Raw genomic sequence first — 15,528 nt, forward strand, 5'->3', positions numbered from 1 at the left:
CTTGGGGGAGGCTTTAGGCTTTAGGTGTTAGGCTTTAGGGTGGGAGGAGGCTTTAGGGTGGAGGTTTTGAGATTGGGGATGAAATTGTCTCTCTAAACCCTAACCCCTTATGCTTAACCCCTAACACCTAACACCTAAAGCCTAAAGCCTAACACCTAAAGCCTAAAGCCTAAGGCCTAACACCTAATTCCGATCGGCATTAACTTTAAACTTACCTACCGAAGCTTGGAGTGCTTGGGCGATAGTAACGGTTTGTTGGAGGGAGTTGGATACTTGTTTGGAGGAGTCGGAAGTCTGCTCGGAGATGAGCGCGACGGCGGCCATATCGAGTTTGACTGCTTGAGAGGTTTCGACCTGATCGATCGTGGCGGTGGAAATCGATTGGAGGAAGGTATCCATTTGATTGGACAGGGCGATAATCTGTTTTAAGCTGGTTTTGGTCTGTTCGACGGATTGGGTACCTTCGACTACCTGAGCGGTACTCAGTTCCATTGCTTGAGCTACCGCGCTGGTTTCTCTTTGAATGGTTTCGACGATTTTTTCGATTTCTTTGGTGGCGGCGGCTGATTGGGCGGCTAGTTCCCCAACTTCTTCGGCTACGACTGCAAAACCGCGTCCTTCTTCACCCGCACGCGCCGCCTCGATACTGGCGTTAATCGCCAGCAGGTTGGTTTGGAGGGCGATTTGGTCGATCAGTCCAGTAACTTTAGAAATCTGTTGCGAGGACTCACCCAAGCGTTTTACTTTCTTAGCAGTTTCCGAAATTGTTTCGCGCAGTTGGACGATACTTTTAACGGTACGTTCCATGGCTTGTCCGCCCACTTCCGCGCTGGATGCCGCCGATGTCGCGACATTTGCTGCTAGACGGGCATCGGTAGCTACTGACTCGATCGATATGGTCACTTTTTCGATTTTGGTCAAAGTCTGCTGGATTTGGTCGGCTTGCTTGGTTGCTGCCGCAGTTAGCAAGCGGACTTCCGATTCGTTTTCACCAACCGAGCCGTTGACTTGTCCGGCAGCTTCTTTTACCTTAGTTACAATATCGCGCAGACTTTCAATAATCGAGTTAAAGAAGTCACCGACGATCGCGATTTCCCCGTCGCTGATTTCCGATCGAACTGTTAAGTCTCCCTCAGAAGCCCCTTCAATCTCCATGAGCAACCTTAGCAATTCTTTTTGACGACCTTCGTTTTCTTTCTTAGCTGTTTCGGCACGTTGGCGAGATTGCTCAGCTTCGTACTGACTCCGCTCGGTAGCGGCATAACCGCCCAAACTGGCTGCGATCGGCAGGGAGAACGCCTGTAAATAGTCGATTTCTGACTGCTGCCACTGGTGGATCTCCGCACAGTGGTGGGCGATGATTAAACCGATGACGTTGGTACCTTGTAGTAACGGTACGATCAAATTGGACTTAATTTGGAGTTTGTTAAGTAGCTGATTGTGTTCGGGATGGTAATTGGTAGCGCGCAAATCGTTGTTAACAACAGCTAGCCCTTTGGCATATCTGTCTTTATCTGAAGATGTGCTACACTCGCCTACCTCATTATTAGCACTGGCATCCCCTTTAGCGTATTTGTCAATGTATGTTTGTGGAATGCAAGCATCTTCGACTTTATTGTCTAAAGCACTCACAAACCCTGGTAAAACTGCTTCACCAACGATGTGACCTCTGAGATCGGGGAAAAAGCGATAAATCACCAATCGATCGGCACTGAGTTTAGCACGTCCTTCTTCGAGGATATAAGCTAATGGTGTAGTCATATCTTCGGTAGTTTGCGCACGGGAGATAGTTGATAGCAACTGTTCGCGGACGGCTTTGTCTCTTTGTCTGGCGGCTTCGAGTTGTCCGCGTTCGGAGATAGTAAAGCCACTGAGCGAAATACCAACTTGCTCGGCAAATTTAGTCAGATAAATGCTCTCCCACTCCTGCCAAGCGTGAGTTTGTTGGCAATGGTGAGCGACGAGTAATCCCAAAAGGTTACCATTTTGAACGATCGGGACGATCAGGTTCGCTTTGATATTCAGCCGCTCTAACAAGCGTTTGTGGTCGGGATGGTAGTTGCTGTCGGCGACGTTATCATTAGCAATGATCCGGCCTTTGGCGTAAGCTGCGAGTAATTCTTCGGGGATACAAGGGTCGTTGACTTGTTCGGAGATCGCACTGCTACCGCCAGCACCGAAAGACTCACCCGCAATATAACCGCGATTGTCAGCCATAAACCGATAGACGACCAGGCGATCGGCTTTAATGATTTCGCGAGCTTCGATCAGTACTTGAGATAGTGGTGATTCTAAATCTTCGGTCGTCCGCGCGCGGGAAATTTCGGCGTATAATTCTGTGCGCTTGGTTTGTTCGGACTGAGCGAGCAAGAGTCCTTGAATTTGCCCAGCCATCAAGTTGATGTTACCGCCCAATTTGCCGATTTCATCTTCGCTGGCAACTTGGACTCGCGTATTAAAGTCACCTTGACCGATTTTTTCAACCACTTTAGCTGCATCCACGATCGGTTGGGTGGCGCGATTGGCAATTAAGGTCGATAAAGCGACTGTAAATAAGGCTGTCAAACCAGCTCCAGACAGAATTGTCAAGAGCAGTCCGCTGAGGGTGGCGTAGGCCGCCTCTTCATCGATCGCAGTCACGGCCACCCAGGGTAATTGTGGCATTCCCTCAATTTTCTCAAAGGGCGCGGCACTCAATAGTTCGGCGTGAGCTTGAGACTCGCCCCGATCGTCGCCAGCAGCTTTATTTGATGCGGCTTTGGCATGTCTGACTAGTTCCCCTTTGGTAATTGCAGCCGTGATGTCAGCATCTGCTGGTTTGCCACCATAATCACCATTAGAACTGATAAATACTTTATTAGCTTGACGATCGAGAATATGGAAATCTTGAATTTTTGTCGCAAAAGATTCGATCGGTGTTTGCAATCGTTCGATCGGTGTTCTCGTCCGCATCAAACCGATAATTTGACCTGTGGTAATGTCTTTAATTGGCGCGGCAAAATGTACGACCATTTTACCGAGACTCTTAGAAATTTCTGGTTCGGAGATAACAGTTTTACCTGTTTTAAGAACTTCTTGAAAATATTTACGACTTAGATGATTGTAAGATGGTTTACCCTTACTTTGGGCGATCGGATCGCCTTTGATATCGAAGACAATAATGTTGTCATATACTTGATAGCTAGCTACATATTGGTCTAATAGCCTCTGTTTAGACTCCAATGAAGTGATTGCTGATAGTTTAGCATCAGCAAAAATTGGCTGTGCTGCTAAAACTTCTACATCTCCATAACGCTCGAAGACAAAGCGATTGAGTTTATCAGCGATCGCAGTAGCGCGGACTTTTTGATCTTGAGCTGTTTGTTCTTTAAGTGCGTTGTTAATCTGGACATAACTGAGCGCACCAATGGCAGCTAGTGGTGCTAATCCTAGTAAGGTTGCAATTAAAGTTACTTTTGTTTTAAGGGTTAGCTTATTCCATTTAGATGTAGATTGCGATCGATTTATAACTGTATTTCCTCGATCGATGGTATTGATTTGAGCTGGCTCGTTATACTGATTCATAGGTAAATTATGAGATTTAATATAATTGAAAATGGCTGATGTATGGCGATCTTGATTAGCTCGTAACTTAGCGATGAGTGAGTGATTACTAATTGTTATGAGCTAAAACTTAATGTGGGTTTAAATTTTTGGTGGTGGGAATCGATTATCGATTATTATCCGTTCTGACCGAACATTTTGGCATTAATGATTGCTTCTGGATCTAGCACCAATACCAATTCTTGCTCTTGCAAGATCCAGCCGCTGAGGTAGGGCGTAAAAGCAGGATTGAAACTGCCGATAGGCGATCGAATTTCTTCTTTGTTGAATCTCACGACTCCTTGGATCGATCGAACTGCTACCGCCAAGGGTGTTTGCCCGACTTTGAGCAAGGCGACATCATAACTATGAGCGTATCTATCGATCGGTTCTAGCCCCAAAATTTCTGGCAAATCGACCAACCACAACAAGCTACTTCGGCGGTTGAATAAACCCAATACGCAAGACGGGAGATTGGGAATGACCGAAACTCGTCCCGCAGGGATAATAACTGCCTCTTGGGTTTGGAGCATGGGCACGACAGCACAAGTCTGTTTGTCCAGTTGAAATCGCAAAAACATCTCACCAGTCGTTCTGGTCGATCTTTTAGTTGGTAGTGAGGTAGTGACGCTCATGAGGTAGTGGCTAGTGGATAGTAGATAGTGGATAGTGAATAGTAAATAGGATTTGCAGGTTAAGATAAGTTTCGATCGCTTTGCGAGCCACTATCCACTATTTTCACTATTCACTATTCACTAATTCAATTAGAAACAGATTTAACAGCTTTAATAATGTCTTCCTGAGAATAAGGTTTAGTCACATATACATCCACACCTTGTTTTTTGCCCCACAATTTATCTAAGTCTTGATTGCGCGACGTACAAGCAATCACGGGGATACTTTCGGTGTCGGGATTTTTTTTCAAAGTCCGGCAAAATTCAAAACCGTTCATGCCTTCCATTACCACATCAGTGATCACGATATCGGGTTTCTCTTTGTCAACCATACTCAAGCCATCTTTGGCATTATCTGTAGAGACAACTTGATAGCCATTGTCTTTGAGATATAGGGTCATCAATTGCATTTCCGAAGGGGTATCTTCTACAACTAAAATCTTAACCATCTTGCTTACTCTTCCTTAAATTTGTAGTCTGTTATACATTTATTATTCCCATGACTTAGGCAATAAGTCATATCTTAAGTCTCTAGTCGATGTATCTATCTGGATGACCAGAAAAAGGACGAGCTGTCCAGGGCATCAGCCATGGCGATTTCAATCGCAACTTTCTGTCTTGTCGCGTTAAACCGTCGGGAAACCCGACGAGCACGCACCGCAACTATTAACTTTTTACTAAATTATTGATGCTCTGCCATGAGATGTCGAGATACCATTTCGATTAAGCCTGCTTGAGTAAATGGTTTAGTCATGTAATCGGTAGAACCTGCCATTTTGGCTTTAGCTCGATCGATGATGCCCGTATTTCCGGTTACCATGACGATCGGTGTCTTTTTAAAGGCTGGATGTTTCCGCAACATCGAGCATAATTTGTAACCATCGATCGTTGGCATCCCTACATCTAATAAGATGATGTCTGGATTGATGCGGATAATCTTCATCAAAGCAGTACCCGAATCGACGATCGGAAATACCTTGAAGCTATCACCATCTAAAAAGCGATTGATTTCGCGTAAAATTGTCGGACTATCGTCTACACAAGCAATCTTGTAAGTAGCTTGTTCGATCAATTCGCCCGTACTTGGGGACGCAGATCCGGTACTAGAATCGACAGCAGCCAGTGTGGCGGTGATGGATTGCTCTTTGTCATTAAAGCGATCGCTTTCCATCCCAGCAGTATACAGTCGATGCAGTCGCTCGAATGGTGGCTGTGGCGGACGTAAGCCGACAATCCGATTGTTGATCAGTCGATGGAGATTATTGGCAACTGTTAGTTCATCTTGTTTGAGCAATAGCGACAACTGCCGAAAGCTAAACCCAATCAGGATTTTACTCAACTTAACCTTGACATCTGGTGTCAGCAATGGGTGCTCGACATTCATCAGATAAGGACGTTGGTAAGGCGACTGGATTGCTGGTTGCAATGCCTGCCAAGCCTGTAGCTCTGTTTGACATTCCTTGGTCACAAATAAGAAATTGCCACTCCACCAGATTGGAAAGGCCGTATCTCGTGACACCAATTCACTAGTGCCTGACGTAATCAGCAAATAGGGCTGAAGTACTTCTTTGGTAATGCTTTTGACTAATGTCCCCGCAGTTTGCTCGCTGATATGGCCTTGGGCGATCAACCATCGAATTGCTTGATAATCCAAACTGGGATATGTTGCCTCCAAGTTTGCCTCTTTCAACTGCTCTCGCAAATCTGTATAGACCTGATTTGCTAAGATAACTGGGCTAATTCGCCGCAGATGTTGTTCGAGTCGCTCGATCGGTTCGAGCGAGTGATTAGCATAAAATAGCTTACCTTCGTAAAAATAAAGTAACCAAACAATGTCATTGGCAGTAATGCGCAAACAACCTTTAGCCTGGGAAGTAGCTAACTGTTCTAATAACTTAATGGGGTTTAGTGTTCTTTCGGTGTCAGCAACGCTGCTAGAACCCTGGTTCATGGCTCAAACTCATAGCTTAGTGGACTTAATTAACAAATGCACAGCAAGATCGACAATCGATGTGTTCTTTGGCACAGCCTCTACGGGAGAGAGAGTTGACAGTTAGTCATGTTATGTCCTCCTTATATTTCCCTACTTAGATCTAAAAAACGACATTTGGGAAATTAAGATTGGTTTGAATAGTCAATAGTCAATAGTAGATAGTAAATAGATAGAGCTGGCTGAGATATTCAGCAAGCCAGTCGCAGCAAGAGGTTTGAGCTATTTTCCAGGAATGAAGTATAAGGAAAATGAGTAAAATAAGTCAAAAAGCAAGGATTTGAGGAGCGGAGTATGTACAGACAAAAGGAAGTACCAGAAGTTACAGCAGCGGCGTTCGGGCTACCGTGGTAAGGATTATTAACAAAATGGGCGTTGCTGATTTCAAGTATGATTTCTTACTTTGGCAATCTCTTCTCCCCGCTGTCTTGTCTTGTCTTGTCTCGCATAATCCGGGAGGGAACCTCTAGGTCGATGCGTCGCTGATGCGCGCTCGTCGCTCCTCGCTTTCCTGCCTAGTATTATGCGGTAGAAGTTAACCAACTATTTTTTTCCCCGCTGCCCGCTCTCCGCTCTCCGCTCTCCGCTCCCCGCAAAATAGTAACCTTATTTACGCCGTAGACTACTAGCCTTTCATACATCAATCCAGCAACGCCAGAAATTGCATTGAGGGTAAACTCGATCGAGGGAAAAGAAGATTTAGTCTAGGTCGAGTCATGACTAAATTAGATCGTACTTTGGAGAGTGCTATTGCCTTCTCCTTTTTGAGGATGAATTTAGAGACACTGCTGCGGCAGTTTTTTACCAATTTTCATATATTGCTATTAATTCGACATTTTTCATCCCATTTTGATTGTAAATAAAATTATCTGTGCTTGAGACAATTCAATCACAGTTTGTATGTTAATATTTTTCAATCGATCGTTCACTTGTTGAGTCACTTTTTTAACAAGACCTAACTACTGTTTTATGCCACATCAACTCTCACAATTGACGGGAATAATCGCCACTATTGCCACGATCGCACTCGTACAGCCAACAATCGCATCCGCTAAAACTTCAGTCGAGATCGGCGAGACAGCCAGAGCAATTACCGTTCTAATTAACGAACCTGATAGCGTTGGTTCGGGCGTTATCCTGCAACAACAAGGCGATATTTACACCGTTCTCACCGCCGCGCATGTGGTAAAGAATAAAGTTAGTTATCAAATTACCACCTCAGACGATCGATCCTATCAAGTTATTAGTAACTCGATCCGATCTGCTCCTGGCAATATCGATCTGGCTGTCATCAAATTCAAGTCAACAACTAAATATCCAACTGCTAAACTAGGCAACTCTAATGTGCTCAGATCGGGAATGGATCTCTATGTCGGTGGATTTCCAAGTACGAGTAGAGCCATCACCGAGCTAGTATTTGTGTTTAGAGAAGGGAAGGTTTCCGCAAATAGTAATAAAACCTTCGACAGAGGTTATTCCCTCGTCTACAGTAATGATACGCTGCCGGGAATGAGTGGTGGAGCTGTATTAAATAGCGAAGGGGAATTAGTTGCTATTCACGGTAGAGGAGATCGCGATGAAAATAACGTCAAAACTGGATTTAATCTCGGTATTCCGGTCAATCGCTTTGCGACGATCGCCAGTAACATGGGAGTCGATCTCGGCGGACAAGTAGCCACCATTCCCCCAAATACGTCACCGAGAGCGGATGATTACTTTGCATCCGCAGCGCAGAAATACGCGACAGGAGACTATCGGGGCACACTTACTGACTTAGATCGAGCGATCGCCCTCAACCCTCAATCTGTCAATGCTTACATCGGTCGCGGCATGGTCAAATATCAACAGCTCAACGACCCGCAGGGCGCACTTGCGGACTTGAATAGAGCGATTGCCATCGACTCTAAAGTTGCCAATGCCTATAACAATCGCGGCGTTCTTAAAGCTCAAAAGCTCAACGATGCGCGGGGCGGACTTGCTGACTTGGATCGCTCGATCGCCATCGATCCTAAATTTGCCCTCGCATACAACAATCGCGGTAATCTTAAATATCAACAGCTCAACGATGTGCAGGGCGCGCTTGCTGACTTAGATCGCTCGATCGCACTCGATCCTCAAGTTGCCAATACCTACTATAATCGCGCTGTTCTTAAAAGTGAAAAGCTCAACGATGTGCGGGGTACACTTGCGGATCTCGATCGAGCGATCGCCCTCAATCCCAAATATACTTTTTTTTACTACTATCGCGGTAATCTCAAAGCTCAAAAGCTCAACGATGTGCAGGGCGCAATTACTGACTTGAGCCAAGCGATCGCCCTCAACCCTAAATTTGCCAATGCTTACAACAATCGTGGTTTTCTGAAAGCTCAAAATCTCAACGATTTTTCTGGCGCACTTGCTGACTTAAATCGAGCCATCTCGATCGATCCGCAATATGCTAGTGCTTATTTTAATCGAGCAATGATTAAAGCCAAACAAAACAATATTAAAGGTGCGATTTCAGATATGCAGCAGGCGGCGAAATTATACCAACAACAGGGCAAACAACAAGATGCTCGGGATGCGATTGCCCGAATCAAACAATGGCAACAAACTAGCAATAATTCTGGTTCATTTTAGTGAAGAAAAGATCCTTCAAGTCTTGAAGTGCCGATCGAGGATTCCAGCTCTACCCACATCCGCCCCGACCCTGCGATAATATCGATAGTCAAACCCTACCGAGCTAGGGTGAGTAAACTAATGCAAAAAAATCCGATGAGACTGTCCAAAAGCTTATTTGTCACACTTCGCGAAGAACCCGCCGAAGCCGAAATTCCCAGCCATAAATTGCTATTGCGGGCGGGATACATTCGCCGGATTGGGAGTGGCTTGTATGCTTATTTACCCCTGATGTGGCGCGTATTGACGAAGGTACGGCAGATTGTCAAAGAAGAAATGGATGCGACAGGCGCGCAAGAATGTCTGCTCCCCCAACTGCAGCCCGCCGAATTATGGCAACAGTCGGGACGCTGGGATACATATACCCAGGCGGAGGGAATTATGTTCGCCTTTACCGACAGACAAAAGCGGGAAGTGGCTTTAGGGCCGACGCATGAGGAAGTCGTGACGGCTGTAGCGCGCGATCTGATTAAATCTTATCGTCAGTTGCCCCAACATCTGTATCAAATTCAAAGCAAATTTCGCGATGAAATTCGGCCTCGGTTTGGGTTGATGCGCGGGCGAGAATTTATCATGAAAGATGGTTATTCTTTTCATGCCGACGCTGAGAGTCTCAAGGCTACTTATAATGACATGCACGATGCTTATTGCAAGATGCTGACGCGCTGCGGCTTGAAATATCGGGCTGTAGATGCAGACTCAGGCGCGATCGGGGGTTCCGGTTCGCAGGAATTTATGGTGCTGGCGGCTGCGGGTGAAGATGATGTAATGTTTACGGCGGATGGTGAATATGCCGCCAATGTGGAGAAGGCTGTTTCGCTAGCTCCTGAAGCTGTGGCGTCACCTTTTACTAGTTACGAAATCAAGGATACACCCAATACCAATTCGATCGATAAACTTGTTAAATTTCTCGAATGCGATCGAACATCGATCGTCAAGAACCTGATTCAGCAAGCTGTTTATGACAATGGCAAGACAGTTTTAGTATTAATTAGCATTCGGAGCGACCGCGAGGTCAATCAGGTTAAATTAACCAATGAATTAGTTAAATTAGCTCCGAATTATGGAGCTAAAACAGTCATTGCCTTAGAAGTACCAGATGGCGTCGCGATCGACAAATGGGCATCCAAACCATTACCCCTCGGTTATATCGCTCCCGATTTGAGCGATGAATATATCCAATCTAGTCCTAACGTCCATCCGCAGTTCCTCCGCATCGTCGATGAAACCGCTGCCAGTCTGACGAACTTTATCACCGGGACGAACGAACCTGGCAAGCATGTTGTCGGTGCGAATTGGAATACCAATTTCCCCATCCCAGCAGTTAAAGTCGATATTCAGAAGGCTCTAGTTGGCGATCGCGCCATTCACGATCCGACTCAAGTCTTAGAAACCGCACGCGGTATCGAAGTCGGCCATATTTTTCAGCTCGGAACCAAATATTCCCAAGCCATGGGTGCCACCTTTACCAACGAACAGGGCGAGGAGCAGCCATTAGTGATGGGCTGTTATGGCGTGGGCGTATCGCGTCTGGCCCAAGCTGCCGTCGAACAATCTTACGATAAAGATGGGATTATTTGGCCTGTAGCGATCGCGCCTTATCATGCGATTATCTGCGTGCCCAATATTGCCGATGCCCAACAAATGGAGGTCGCAGAACGCCTCTACAGCGAGTTAAATCAACTAGGGGTCGAAACTATCCTCGACGATCGCGACGAGCGAGCTGGGGTCAAATTCAAAGACGCAGATTTAATCGGCATCCCCTTCCGGATCGTCACTGGTCGATCGCTTAAGGATGGTAAAGTAGAGGTCGTCCAACGCGCTACGAAACAATCGCAAGATATTGCCGTCGAGAATGTTGGAGCGACGATTAAAGACTGGATCGGGAATTAGGCTTTAGGCTTTAGGCTTTAGGCTTGAAATTTAGAGGGTAAATAGTTTATGGCAAAGTGAATGTACTTTTTCTTGAATACCAACGTCTTGTTTGAGATCGCATCGATTTCTTAGCCTAGAGCTTAGCACCGAGAAAACACGAAACTAAATCTCAAATCCATCCCCTAAAGCCTAAAGCCTAAAGCCTAACACCTAAAAAAATGGAACTAATCACCATCATCCTCTCCGGTATTACCGCATTATTTTCACTCACTGGAGTAGTGGTCGATAAAAATGTGGAAGCTGCCTTATTGTCCCAGCTCGATCGGGCAGAACAACTGCAAGTGAGAACTGATAACGCGCCCCCGCACCAGATTATCAACGGAAAAATTAACAAATTGCGGATTGCCGGACGGGGGTTGTGGGTGACTCGCGATCTGCGGATCGATACTTTAGAGATCGAAACCGACCCGCTAGCACTCGATCTTAAAGCACTCCAGGCTGATGGACAAACCCCCCGATCGTCCTCGCTCCAGCAGCCAATTCAGGCAGGTGTTAAGTTAAAGTTTAATGAGGAGGATTTAAATAATTTTCTAAAGTCTCCGGATGCGATCGCCCAACTCCAGAAAATGACTACTAGTACTCTCGGTGGTGCGGCGGCTGGTTCTCTTAACAAAGATTACCAAATTACCAATCCGCAAGTGAGGTTTTTGGCGAACAATCGCATCGCCATTCGGGCCGAACTCCAAGACCCTGCTTCTAGTGAAAAAATTGCTGTCAATCTCGAAACAGGTGTCAGCGTCATCGGTGGTCGCAAGTTTCAATTAGTGGAGCCTGCTGCTACAGTTGGTAGCACGCCAGTCCCGCAATTTTTGCTGGCTGGCTTGACTGCTGGAATGGACGAACGGCTGAATGTAGATATATTGGAGCAGCGCGGTTTGACAGCCAGAATTCTCCAGTTCAAAGTCAACCCCCAACAACTAGAACTAGCTGCTTTTGTCCGCTTAACCGGACGCAAAGAGTGACTTCTGGTAACAAGATCGGATGCCTACTGCGATCGATTTAATTATGTACTATTGAATATAGATCGTCGCCGAATGTCTATTCGAGCAGTTAGACTATTAATGGAGCAACACGCGATTATCGTAAGTGCTGACGCAAGTAGGTCGATGGACGGGGGAGCATTTACCAATTGCCAATTATCGGTTATTGTTTGGCTTGCCCGAGCAAATAATAGCTGAGGATCTGGCACCATCTTTCGACCACCGACTGAATGTCGATCGGTTTTGACGATTTATAGGAATTTTAATTATGGAAGAACGAAAATCTATATCTAAAAATGTAGTTGCTACCATTTCAGCACTAGTTTTAGCGGCGACTGTTACGGGTGGAGGCATTGCCTGGTTTACGATGCAAAATCGCCCCCAAGCGATCGCCCCCAACACAGTAAATCCATCCAACCCTGCTACAATCGATCCGGCGCAAGTGCAGACGCCTACGGCTACGCCGATTCCGACGCCACCCAGCTCGGTTGACACCCCCACCGTTCCCGACCAAACACCAACCGCTGGCATCAAGACTACCAAGTCTACCACCCCATCGTTCGCTAAAAACACCGATACAGTCAAAATTTGGCGATTGGATGATGATGGTAAGAAGACTTTTTTGGTATCCCAAGATCGACCCAATCCCGATACTAGTAGTACGGCTTCTAGCCCAGATGCGCGTGTCAAAAGTTCGCTGTCTACCTTGATCGCCTCCGCAGGTAAGCCCGAGGGTAAACTGACCTCGACAATCCCGGTGGGTACGAAACTATTGAGTGCCAAAGTGATGGCAGATGGTATTCATGTCGATCTATCCAAGGAGTTTACCCAAGGATATGGAGCGACTTCGATGATTGGGAGGTTGGGCCAAGTCGTGTACACGGCTACAACTCAAAACCCAACCGCTCCCGTGTGGATTACAGTCGAAGGTAAGAAATTAGAAGTACTAGGCGACGTTGGGGTCGAAGTTAGACAACCAGTCACGCGTGAAAGTTACAATCGGGATTTCCCAATTACGCCCAGCACGACTAACCCGTAACCCGAATTGGGGTTCAAAGTGCGATCGATCGACTAGCTAGGATTGACATACATCAATGGTTGTCCAAATTCGATGGGTTGACCATTTTCTACTAGTACCTGCATGACTTGTCCCGCCGATTCGGCTTCGATTTCATTCATCAGCTTCATGGCTTCGATGATACAGACAGTTTGTCCCGCCCGAATTCGATCGCCGATCGATGCAAATGGTGGTTCGTCAGGGGCGGGAGAACGGTAAAATGTACCGACCATTGGTGACTTGATTTCGATCCACTTGCTATCGATAGTCGGCGTCGTAGGCCGCTGCTCGATCGCCGCAGGTTGGTATTCGGGTGTGGGCACAGAGATGACTGTTGAATTGATATCGGCGATCGTCGTCGAGCTTCCACCCGTGCTAATTAATGGCTGTCCCTTACTGACAGTGAGTTCAAAGTCTGAGTTTTTGAGCGTCAATTCAGTAATATTATTAGCAGCAATTGCAGCCAACAGTTCGCTAAGTTCTTTAAAATCAATTGTCATATTCAGTTATTCGTATTTAACTCTGATTTATTTAATATTGCAATATAACTAACCAACTGAGCTTAATTAATATAAACTACCAATCGTGCATCTAATGTTTCGGCAATTGAGTTTCTCATTCTTCAGCTCCACCTGCAAAGGTTGTGTATTTTATTGCGCCTGCATATTTAATTGTCGAGCTTAATTAAAATAAGATACTGCAAAATTTGTGTCTTTAGTCAATATTATAAATTGGCAGATTGCGTAACATCTTAAAATTGTTAAATTATCGACCATTTAGAGCGATCGTCTCAACAAGATTCACTCACAGTTCGCGGCGGTAGCAGCAATGCCTCGATCGCGAACCGAGGGAAAATTGGGGTTCGACCCATCGCAATTGTTAGTGGCTACCAACATATTGGAGCCTGCACTGCGATCGACAATCGCTGGACATTTAGCTTTCTCTGCCAACATATTGGTCGGTACGGGTATCGATCTTGATTTTTTCACCGATACTGATAAACAAAGGTACCGTTACCTGTGCGCCAGTTTCGACGATTGCAGGTTTACTACCACCCGTTGCCGTATCTCCTTTCATGCCGGGATCGGTATCGGTGACGACCAGCACGACGGTATTGGGCAGTTCTACTTCCATAATTTGTTCGCCCCAACGAACGATGCTGACTTCCATCCCTTCTTTGAGATACTTAACATTCGGGCCAATTTGGGTGGGAGTGAGATTGGACTCTTCAAAAGACTCCATATCCATAAACACAAATTGATCGCCGTCTTTGTATGTATGTTGCATTTTGATTTTTTCTAGCGTTGCTTGGGGCATGGTTTCCCCAGCGCGGAATGTTTCTTCCACAACGCTACCACTCTGCACATTTTTGAGCTTCGTTCGTACAAACGCCGAACCTTTACCAGGTTTGACATGGAGAGATTCGACGATCTTCCATACGCCTCCCTTCCACTCAATGGATACACCAGGTCTAAAGTCATTACTGGAAATCATGAATATTTAGATTGTTACAGAGAATTGTGGGCATCTTATTTTATCAGTCTTAGGGACGATGAAGCTATTGGTAGCGACGCACTCATCCCCAGTCCGTCGATTGCCAGTTGCCAAATTGGGCGACTGGATCGGCTCGAACGGTTCGATCCTATTAACTTGTAACTAGAGTTGGCTGAGCAATTTTGACAGCTATGCCATGGTACGAACGGGTCTTTTGATACTATCGAGTTGGCCGCTACCTTGGCAATCATCTAGAGCGGATTATACCAATTAGCTTGGCTCTCTCGTACTTATGGTGATAAATAAATCGGCGTTGCTGAATTGATGTATGATATGGCGACCGCCGCTTAGGCGGCGCGCAAGCTTCGAGACCAAAAAAATATTCAAAATAGGATGAAATCTTTAGCTACATTTAATAGTTAGCTGAATATGGGATGGGAACATCCCAGAACTTGAGATAGTGAATTAGTAATCTAACTGAATGTGCCAGCATTTCTTTCGACTTAGAATAGCAAAGCGTCTTGCGATGAAGTCTGGCTAAATAGTGTCTAAGCCTTGTATTTTCTCCCTCTACTCTAGTCATATAAGTTTTACAAATAATCTGGTCTCCATCTGGAATAAATATCGGGTAGACTGGCCATCCATCCGTGATGTAAAAGTAGCATTTCCAGCTACTGACTAGTTCCCATAATGGCTGAAAAGTTTTTGCACTGTGGTCGCCCAGTACCCATCCTAAAATTCCTGGGTGAAAGTGATTTACTGCCGTCCAGAGCCAGATTTTGTTTTTTTTGAGCCAACAAATGTTTCTAGTTCATCCAGCTCTCCTACTTGTGGAATTATTTCTGGTGCATAAGCATTTGGGAGTAATTCACCGACTTGCTTAACCCAATTAATAATACTTGTATGATGTACTCCCTTAATTCGCTCAATTGCTCTGAAACCCATCCCATTTACATACATGAGGAGACATTCTTTTTTAATTTCTTCTCCATAACCTTGATCAGTTTGATAACAATCTATGAATTGTCTGCCGCAATCAACACAGATATGATTCTGTTTGCCTGCTTTATGCCCATTTTTATTAACACGAGTTGACTTACACTCTGGACATTCGATCGACTCTAATTTACTGTTCATTGTTTTTAGTCAACTTTACAC

12 protein-coding genes and 1 pseudogene are annotated in these 15,528 nt (G+C 45.5%); 6 read left to right on the forward strand and 7 right to left on the reverse strand.

The genetic code is table 11. The features are described 5' to 3' along the window. Positions 1–183 precede the first annotated feature (183 nt). From CHA6605_RS21150 to CHA6605_RS21165, 4 genes are all read right to left on the reverse strand, one after another. Positions 184–3,564, reverse strand: coding sequence for a methyl-accepting chemotaxis protein (locus CHA6605_RS21150; RefSeq protein WP_015161424.1), 3,381 nt, complete (start codon positions 3,562–3,564; stop codon positions 184–186). A 155-nt stretch (positions 3,565–3,719) separates the two neighbouring features. After that, positions 3,720–4,217, reverse strand: a complete 498-nt coding sequence (locus CHA6605_RS21155; RefSeq protein WP_015161425.1) for a chemotaxis protein CheW — start codon at positions 4,215–4,217, stop codon at positions 3,720–3,722. Between the two features lie 125 nt (positions 4,218–4,342). Next, positions 4,343–4,705: a response regulator transcription factor gene (locus tag CHA6605_RS21160; RefSeq protein WP_015161426.1), complete on the reverse strand. Its 363-nt coding sequence runs from the start codon at positions 4,703–4,705 to the stop codon at positions 4,343–4,345. A 233-nt stretch (positions 4,706–4,938) separates the two neighbouring features. Beyond that, entirely contained in the window at positions 4,939–6,207 is a 1,269-nt protein-coding gene (locus tag CHA6605_RS21165; protein WP_015161427.1) for a response regulator, read from the reverse strand. Between the two features lie 695 nt (positions 6,208–6,902). Here CHA6605_RS21165 and CHA6605_RS35840 point away from each other — a divergent pair. The 6 genes and pseudogenes from CHA6605_RS35840 to CHA6605_RS31910 form a co-directional block, all read left to right on the forward strand. Next, a pseudogene (locus CHA6605_RS35840) lies at positions 6,903–7,058 on the forward strand (transposase); the annotation flags it as partial. A 157-nt stretch (positions 7,059–7,215) separates the two neighbouring features. Continuing rightward, complete coding sequence (locus CHA6605_RS21170) at positions 7,216–8,865, forward strand: tetratricopeptide repeat protein (RefSeq protein WP_015161428.1); 1,650 nt, start codon at positions 7,216–7,218, stop codon at positions 8,863–8,865. A 135-nt stretch (positions 8,866–9,000) separates the two neighbouring features. Further along, positions 9,001–10,797: a proline--tRNA ligase gene (gene proS / locus CHA6605_RS21175; RefSeq protein WP_041549765.1), complete on the forward strand. Its 1,797-nt coding sequence runs from the start codon at positions 9,001–9,003 to the stop codon at positions 10,795–10,797. A 200-nt stretch (positions 10,798–10,997) separates the two neighbouring features. Beyond that, a complete protein-coding gene (locus CHA6605_RS21180) occupies positions 10,998–11,801 on the forward strand; it encodes an LmeA family phospholipid-binding protein (RefSeq protein ID WP_015161430.1) in 804 nt (267 codons plus the stop codon). Positions 11,802–11,925: 124 nt separating this feature from the next. After that, positions 11,926–12,066, forward strand: a complete 141-nt coding sequence (locus tag CHA6605_RS34400; protein WP_157260056.1) for a hypothetical protein — start codon at positions 11,926–11,928, stop codon at positions 12,064–12,066. A 21-nt stretch (positions 12,067–12,087) separates the two neighbouring features. Beyond that, positions 12,088–12,858, forward strand: a complete 771-nt coding sequence (locus CHA6605_RS31910) for a GerMN domain-containing protein (RefSeq protein WP_015161431.1) — start codon at positions 12,088–12,090, stop codon at positions 12,856–12,858. A 32-nt stretch (positions 12,859–12,890) separates the two neighbouring features. Here CHA6605_RS31910 and accB read toward each other — a convergent pair whose 3' ends face one another. The 3 genes from accB to CHA6605_RS33125 all read right to left on the reverse strand — a co-directional run bounded on the left by accB (position 12,891) and on the right by CHA6605_RS33125 (position 15,486). Further along, entirely contained in the window at positions 12,891–13,376 is a 486-nt protein-coding gene (gene accB, locus CHA6605_RS21190; protein WP_015161432.1) for an acetyl-CoA carboxylase biotin carboxyl carrier protein, read from the reverse strand. 433 nt (positions 13,377–13,809) lie between these two features. Further along, entirely contained in the window at positions 13,810–14,370 is a 561-nt protein-coding gene (gene efp, locus CHA6605_RS21195) for an elongation factor P (RefSeq protein ID WP_015161434.1), read from the reverse strand. 412 nt (positions 14,371–14,782) lie between these two features. Further along, positions 14,783–15,486 (reverse strand): IS1 family transposase gene (locus CHA6605_RS33125; RefSeq protein ID WP_422678764.1). Its coding sequence is split into 2 segments (ribosomal slippage): positions 14,783–15,147 and positions 15,147–15,486, totalling 705 coding nucleotides; the frame shifts between segments, so codons are not numbered across the junction. Positions 15,487–15,528: the final 42 nt, after the last annotated feature.

This window comes from Chamaesiphon minutus PCC 6605 (assembly GCF_000317145.1).
GTDB lineage: Bacteria > Cyanobacteriota > Cyanobacteriia > Cyanobacteriales > Chamaesiphonaceae > Chamaesiphon > Chamaesiphon minutus.

Coding starts and splice junctions, on each gene's coding strand:
- efp (WP_015161434.1), bottom strand. CDS start 14,370: ATGATTTCCAGTAATGACTTTAGACCTGGTGTATCCATTGAGTGGAAG.
- proS (WP_041549765.1), top strand. CDS start 9,001: ATGAGACTGTCCAAAAGCTTATTTGTCACACTTCGCGAAGAACCCGCC.
- accB (WP_015161432.1), bottom strand. CDS start 13,376: ATGACAATTGATTTTAAAGAACTTAGCGAACTGTTGGCTGCAATTGCT.
- CHA6605_RS21170 (WP_015161428.1), top strand. CDS start 7,216: ATGCCACATCAACTCTCACAATTGACGGGAATAATCGCCACTATTGCC.
- CHA6605_RS31910 (WP_015161431.1), top strand. CDS start 12,088: ATGGAAGAACGAAAATCTATATCTAAAAATGTAGTTGCTACCATTTCA.
- CHA6605_RS21160 (WP_015161426.1), bottom strand. CDS start 4,705: ATGGTTAAGATTTTAGTTGTAGAAGATACCCCTTCGGAAATGCAATTG.
- CHA6605_RS21150 (WP_015161424.1), bottom strand. CDS start 3,564: ATGAATCAGTATAACGAGCCAGCTCAAATCAATACCATCGATCGAGGA.
- CHA6605_RS21165 (WP_015161427.1), bottom strand. CDS start 6,207: ATGAACCAGGGTTCTAGCAGCGTTGCTGACACCGAAAGAACACTAAAC.
- CHA6605_RS21180 (WP_015161430.1), top strand. CDS start 10,998: ATGGAACTAATCACCATCATCCTCTCCGGTATTACCGCATTATTTTCA.
- CHA6605_RS21155 (WP_015161425.1), bottom strand. CDS start 4,217: ATGAGCGTCACTACCTCACTACCAACTAAAAGATCGACCAGAACGACT.